The organism is Methylosinus sp. R-45379 (assembly GCF_001644125.1).
Lineage (GTDB): Bacteria > Pseudomonadota > Alphaproteobacteria > Rhizobiales > Beijerinckiaceae > Methylosinus.
The window spans coordinates 1-6,557 of sequence record NZ_LUUM01000294.1 but is presented as its reverse complement, the minus strand read 5'-3'; the positions used below and the strand labels follow the sequence as shown (position 1 = coordinate 6,557).

At 59.2% G+C, this 6,557-nt stretch carries 5 protein-coding genes and 3 pseudogenes; 1 reads left to right on the top strand and 7 read right to left on the bottom strand.

Translation table 11 applies throughout. The annotated features are described in order from the left end of the window. Window positions 1–59 precede the first annotated feature (59 nt). The 4 genes and pseudogenes from A1351_RS21180 to A1351_RS21165 all read right to left on the bottom strand — a co-directional run. A complete protein-coding gene (locus A1351_RS21180; protein WP_064033847.1) occupies window positions 60–293 on the bottom strand; it encodes a hypothetical protein in 234 nt (77 codons plus the stop codon). A 2-nt stretch (window positions 294–295) separates the two neighbouring features. After that, window positions 296–1,156: pseudogene (locus tag A1351_RS21175) on the bottom strand (IS66 family transposase); the annotation flags it as partial. Window positions 1,157–1,221: 65 nt separating this feature from the next. After that, entirely contained in the window at window positions 1,222–1,962 is a 741-nt protein-coding gene (locus A1351_RS21170) for a reverse transcriptase domain-containing protein (protein WP_064033845.1), read from the bottom strand. A 183-nt stretch (window positions 1,963–2,145) separates the two neighbouring features. Beyond that, window positions 2,146–2,352: pseudogene (locus tag A1351_RS21165) on the bottom strand (transposase); the annotation flags it as partial. 64 nt (window positions 2,353–2,416) lie between these two features. On the opposite strand from A1351_RS21165, the pseudogene A1351_RS21160 reads away from it, so the two are divergent. Next, a pseudogene (locus A1351_RS21160) lies at window positions 2,417–2,650 on the top strand (transposase domain-containing protein); the annotation flags it as partial. Window positions 2,651–2,910: 260 nt separating this feature from the next. Here A1351_RS21160 and cas7c read toward each other — a convergent pair. The 3 genes from cas7c to cas5c are packed head-to-tail and all read right to left on the bottom strand — an operon-like array spanning window position 2,911 to window position 6,289. Next, window positions 2,911–3,864, bottom strand: coding sequence for a type I-C CRISPR-associated protein Cas7/Csd2 (cas7c, locus tag A1351_RS21155; protein ID WP_064033843.1), 954 nt, complete (start codon window positions 3,862–3,864; stop codon window positions 2,911–2,913). Window positions 3,865–3,869: 5 nt separating this feature from the next. Next, the gene (cas8c, locus tag A1351_RS21150) at window positions 3,870–5,627 is read right to left on the bottom strand and encodes a type I-C CRISPR-associated protein Cas8c/Csd1 (RefSeq protein WP_064033842.1); all 1,758 of its coding nucleotides are present in this window, start codon (window positions 5,625–5,627) and stop codon (window positions 3,870–3,872) included. Next, complete coding sequence (gene cas5c, locus A1351_RS21145) at window positions 5,624–6,289, bottom strand: type I-C CRISPR-associated protein Cas5c (RefSeq protein ID WP_064033841.1); 666 nt, start codon at window positions 6,287–6,289, stop codon at window positions 5,624–5,626. Before cas5c ends, cas8c begins: the two co-directional genes overlap by 4 nt. Between the last annotated feature and the right edge of the window lie 268 nt (window positions 6,290–6,557).

The window sequence follows — 6,557 nt, the reverse complement described above, 5'->3', positions numbered from 1 at the left end:
GGCCAAGAGCTTCTTCAGAGTAAGCATCCGGCGTGGGCCGCAGGCGATGGGCTGAAGCGTCAGGCGCCAGCGCGCGACTTCAGGTCTTTGTGGATTTCGATGAGCTCGACGAGAGTTTCGATGCCGAAGTCGGTGAATGCGAGATCGCCGTCGTCTCCGATGCCGTAGACCCAGATGACGCCGTCCTCGGTGTCCATTTCGAGAGCGACGTCGTGGATGAAGTCGACGCTCTCGCCGAGGCGCTCTGCGACGCGTTCGACGGTCGTGACATGATCGACCTTGTTGACGTGCATGCTCAGGCCGCCAGCGCCGATGCGCGCGGAGCCGACGCTCGCCAGTTCCACGGCAACAGTTCATCGAGCCGATGCGCTGGATGTCCGGCGATGCGGGCGAGAACGTCGGCGAGCCATGCCTGCGGATCGACGCCGTTCATCTTCGCGCTCACGATCAGGCTGTACATCGCTGCGGCACGCTGGCCGCCGCGGTCGGAGCCGCAGAACAACCAGCTTTTTCTGCCAAGGGCGATGCCGCGCAGTCCGCGCTCGGCGGCATTGTTGGACAGGCACACGCGCCCATCCTCGAGGAACAGCGTGAAGGCCGGCCACCTCTTCAGCATGTAATGGATCGCCTTGGCGAGATCGTGCCCACGCGAGAGTTTGGCGAGCTGTTCGCGCAGATAGTTTTCCAGCGCGTCGACGAGCGGGCGGCTCGACGCCTGCCGGACGGCGAGACGTTCTTTTGCGCTCTTGCCGTTGATCGACCGCTCGATCGCAAACAGCGCGTCGATCCGGCGAACGATTTCGATGGCGATGGGCGAGAGCGGAATCTCTTTCTTCCCCGCCGCCTTGCGCCGCGCATTCTCGTCGATGTCCGCCATTGCGAAGAACGGGCGCCGCGCATGGACCCAGCACGCGGTCTCGCAGATCGCGCCGGGCTCGCGCCCCGGCAGATACAGCTTGCCGTAGCCGTCATAGGCGTCCGCTTGCAGGATGCCGGACCAGTTCGCCAGATGGCCCTGCGGATGTTCGCCGCGCCGATCGCGCGAGTAATAGAACATCGCCGCCGGCGGCCCGGCGCCGCCGAAGGGCGCGTCGTCGCGCACATAGACCCAGCAGCGGCCTGTGTCGGTCTTGCCCTTGGCCAGCACGGGAACCGTGGGGCGAGTAGGCCGAGGGAGTTTCACCCTCGGCCTCTCCCAGAACCGGGCGTGAGACTCTCGCCTCACCCGGCTCCCATCAGGTTAGCTTCCGCACTCGCTCCAAGCCGCCAGTGCGCGAACAATCTTGGGTTCTCTCGCGCGATCTTTTCGAGAAAATCGCGCGCGCGTCCCAGTCGGTGGTGGAAGCGTTTGAACTTGCGCTTTATCCAAACGGCAAGCGTCTGGTCGATGTAGCGCGCGAGCGGGTAGAGCGCTGAACGCGTGTAGCGTCCGTAATATGCGATCCATCCCCGAGTGATCGGGTTCAACTCGCGAGCGATTTCGTCCAGTGTAACTTGCGTTTTACGACGCAGTTTCAAATCGCGGATCGCCGAACGCATCGAGTTCAGCGCGGCCTTGCTCACCGCGGGTGTGAACCCGCAGAACATTTTCTGCGAGCGCGGCCCCTTGACCGAGCGCGGCCGAAAGGAAAATCCGAGAAAGTCGAACATGACATTCTCATAATTTCCCTTGCGCTTCGAATCTCTGCAATAAACGATCTTGGTCTTCGTTGGATGCAGCTCCAGACGGCATTCCGCCATCCGAGACCCGAGCGCTTCCCTGACGAGCAGCGCTTCCCTCTCAGAGCGGCAGTGCACCAGTCCGTCATCCGCATACCGACACCACTTCAGGTGCGGGAACGTTCTCTCCATCCACAGGTCGAACGTGTAATGCAGGAAGAGATTCGCCAGGATCGGGCTGACGACGCCGCCTTGTGGCGTGCCGCGCGTCCGCTCGATCAAGGTTCCATCGTCCAGCATCATCGGCGCTGTCCGGCGCTTCTCTTCGAGAGACCATGATCGGCGCCGGAGAGCTGGGGGATCATCATCATTGCGCGACATCGGCGATAGTGTCCACTTGTAATAGAAGCGGACACGATCATCGCGCCACCTGTCAGGCAGCTATCTCAAAAACCGCAATCAACGCCAGGCGGCCGCCGCCGGAGGGATACTCTTCAGACGCGCGTTTTCCTCCTCCAGCGCCTTCAGCCGCTTGGCCTCGGAAACGTCCATGCCGCCGAATTTGGCTTTCCAATTGTAGAGCGTCGTCTCCGAAACCGCGTATTTGCGCGCGAGGTCCGCCGCCTTCGCGCCGGCTTCCTGCTCCCGCAAAATCCCGATGATCTGCTCTTCCGTGAACCGTTTCTTCTTCATCGTGTCCGTCCTGCAATCGGCCGGACTCTAATCGATGCTGGGGGGATTTTTCAGGGGCACGTCACGCCCGATTGGGCTCGGGCGTAAAAATCATCTTTTCGCTGGTTCAGACGGCGGAGCCGAGCATTGGGCCGTCCTTGCTTCGCTGGTCGAGACCTGCAAGAGAAACGACATCGATCCGCAGGCCTATCTCACCGACGTCCTCTCGAAGATCGTCGCTCGCCATCCCATGAGCCGCATCGACGAGCTCCTGCCCTTCGCCTACATCAAGAACGCGCCCGAACAGGCCGTGGCCTGAAAACGACGCTTACCTTCAAATCGGAACGCCGGCCGGGATCAAATCGGAATCCCCGGCCGGATTGCGTCGGAATTCGCACGAAACTCCGGCCCGCCGCCGGAGCCGCTGGCGCTGCGCGCGCTTCATCTCGAACCCGAAAAATGTTCCACCTCAACGCGCGAGCGGAACAAGCGCTGCATAATTGCGGTTAGCCGCGTAGCTTCGCTTTTCCCTCGATTTTGAAAAAGCCGCCCACGGCGTAGGGATACTTTTCATCTGTATCATAGCAATTCGTGTATAATCACGCCATCAGGTACACTATCGCGCTTTATTGTCACTCGATAGTCGGCAAAGCGACGAGCGGGCGGAAGATTGTCGAGTCTGTGGTCGTCGATGTCATAGGCCTCGATGCCATTTTTGCGCTGCACGACCACGAGGGCAAACAAGTCATGCGCAGGTGCCCGGCCCAGGGCGTTGTCATGCTCGAAGGCGACAAGCTTTCGAGTCGCCATTTCGCCTCGGGCGGCAGAGCGATCGTGCTCGAACATGTTTCGCAACGCCTCCCACAGGAAAGCGATGTCCGTTTCCGAGAAACCAGTGCGCTCGGCGAGGTTCGCAGACACAAAGCCATGCGCGCGATAGAGGCCATAAGGCACAATATGCTTCCGTCCCATTGTCCGGTTCTCAGTGCGCCGATCGTCAGAGGTCCCTTCCTTTTGCTTCTTGTCCGCCTCGTTGGTGGCAGCCATACGAGTGATCGAAAGTTCCAATGGTACGACAGGTTCGATGGATTGCGCGAATGACAGCTGCACCGGGCCACGCACTTGTCCGCAATTGACGCCCGTGCTCATGACCGCACCAAACGTGCGAACGTCGAAAAAATTGGCACACATGAAGTCACGTAGCTTATTCAGCTCCAAAGTATCACGCGGATTGAGTTTGCCGTCGCCCTTGCTTACCTTTCGGTCATCCAGCCGGACGGCGTTATAGGCTTCGCGGTGCTTCTCGTTGAGGATTGCGCCTTCCTCGACATAGATCGCATAACCGGGTTGGCCATGCTTAGCGATCTCGGCGTAGTTGCGTATCTTCCGCTTGATGCACACGTCGGTTACGAGGCCATGACTGGTCTCCGGGTCCAGTCGAGGTAAATTGCCGGCGTCTGGGTCGCCGTTGGGGTTGCCGTTGGTCACGTCGAAGAGCAGCACGAAATCGAAGCGATGGGATACGGTAGTCATAGATTTTACTCCTCGGACGCGGCGGCGGTGCCTTCACGGCGGCGATAGAAATCGTTGCGTTGGTGGTAGTAACCGATCGCGAAGAGTGCTTGGAATTGCGAATTCAAGGTCCGAACGAACAGGGAATCTGGAGACGCGAGTTCGAAAATCTCGCCAATTTTGCGATCGAGATTGATGGCGAGGCCGGGCTTATCCTTTCGTAATTTGGCGAGATGATGTGTTGCCTTGCGCTGCAGCAAGGGGAAGACTGAGCGCGGCGTGGCGGAGGCCGCGCCATAATATTGATCGCGAATGGTCGCGTTCAAATTGCCCGCAAATGATTGCGTCTGTAAGTATTCATAGGTCGCGAACAAGCGGCCGAGCAGGTAGCCTGGGTTGAGATTTTGCCGATCGAGCGCCACCGGGGCCTCCTTGACGAAATCGAAATTACGGATGAGAACGGATTTGAGAATTCCAACACGCACGGCGTTCACATCACGGTCCGCGCGCAGGCGCGCCAGGATCGTGGAGAGCATCGTGAGCGGGTAGGGCGTGCCGACTAGAACCGCTCGCAGCCAGTCACCGGCGAGGCGAGGCGGAATGTTCTCGGACTTACGTTGTACGGCCGTCTCGATCAGTAATCGCCATGTACCAGCGGCATCCTCTCGTGGTGGCGGAGAAATGCGCATCCGCTCGACATGGTCTAGATAGCGCGCTGCAAGTGCGCCGAAATCATCCTCGATGTAAAATCGGACCGATAGCCTCGCGGCGTTGGGTGCGAGCGCGAGTACATGGAACCGCACGCCCCGCGGCAAATCCGGAGTGAACGACATGACTGGCTTTCCCTGCCGTATAGCTTCCAGAATCGCGCCGACTTTCTTTGTTTCGACCATTTCGTCGACCGGTTCGACACCCAGCAGAGCTGCAAAGATATTTGTCGCCTCCGACGCGTGAGCTTGCGAAGCGTTGGCCCAGAACACTGTCGAGGCATCGCCGATTTGAACGCGATGGCCGTTGCCTTTGTCTAGGAAGAAGTTAAGCGCCGATGTGTAAGCGAAAGCTGCGAACTCTGAGACCGGCGCGTTGTCACCCTGATTGTGACCATATGATCTGAACGCGTCGAGATTGAAGGAGACGATAGACGCACCAGCTGACTGCGCGCCCGACACACCCTTAATCGCCGGATGCAGACGCGCGATCGAGCTATGTTCGCCAGTGACAAGGCAGGCTGCTTTAGTTTTTTCGTCCGGCGCACAAAGGCTGGCCCAGAGCGTCCGGGCTGCCGCCCGGTCATGTATACGAGTATTACTCCCCCGGTCGCTTTCGAGTGAAAAGACGATGTTCTGGTCCTTCATCTCTTCCGGCCAGCCGAGGCGCTCGAAGTCCTCGGGCCGCCACGTGTCCAAAAAGCGCAATAGTACTCGTAGGCCTTCGTCGTTGGTCGCTTGCAAGGCTTCCCTATGGCGCGTGACAAAAGCGGCATGTTCTTGGGCTGTACGTTTGCGTCCTCCGGCTGTGACACCAAGTGCGTAAGACGTCTTGTCCCATAAGAAGTTGGGCGCAACATCCAAGGTGCGTTTCTTAGGTTGTGGCACCGGCATCAGCATCGGTGTTTTGCTTTTGCCTTCGCCCTCCCGCCGATCCGTGGGATAGCCGGTAGGAGTCCCGTCGGGACACAATACGATCTCGAAACCGATTTTTTCGAGCGAATAGCCGAAAAACGGCACCTGCCTGCCTTCGAGCAGGCCATTATACGCGTGAACGAGCGAAGCTAGTGCGCTCATCGGCGTATCTGTGCCGAGTCCGGCGATGGAACCTGCAGAACGCCGTCTTGTAATTTCGCGCGAAAGAAAAGGGAGGCGCGGTCTCTCTCATGGTCGATGTCGTAGAGCATGAAGCCAAGAGAACGCGTTTCCTTGATCGGTGCGCAGATTGCTTCCCCCGCCTCGACGAGCCGAAATCTCGCGGGAAACTCCCGCGTCCCAAGACAAGGTTGATGAAAGCATTGTCCCTTGCGGGCTCGGCGCTTGAAGGTGTCCAGATGCTTGCCCTCGTTGTCCTCCGCGCTGGCCTTGGGTGTCATCTCGAAACGTGCCTCGATCACATAGGCGACATCGACGAGGACGGTGGCAGCACGCTGCTGACGATCCTCTTCGACGAAGAGCGCGAGATCAGCGAGGCTCCCTGAATTCATCGCTCTCTTGATGGAGACTGCCGGCACCTTGTGGCCAACTTCATTGCGTCGGATCGATTGGAAGCGGATCGGCTTCAGCACATTGATGGTCGTGACGATCCAACGGATTGCTGGCTTCCAGTGGATCGCCTCAAGAATACCTCGAGCCGCGGACGGCGTCATCACGTCATACGAGACGCGCTCAACCTTCATTTCCGGGCGGGTGAAGCACGCGAAGTCGCCGGTGACATGCAATTTAACCCCATAGGTCATCGTCACCCTCCATTTCCTTGATGATCAAGGCGCAGCAATATCCTCGTGGACGTCGCTTGAGCACTGCTGTATCGACCTTCACGCGCAAGAGACAATTTCCTACCTCGAAATACGGGGTTAGAAGGGGGCTGTCGCGCCCCAGAGGGGGTGACGTGCCCCCGAAGTTTCATCCAGCGGCGATTTGAGTCCCGGCGGTTGATACGCCCGCGGGCGTGGGGTGAGCAACAGGCGATCGGCTACGCAACCCAGTGAACTGATGGGGTGGATG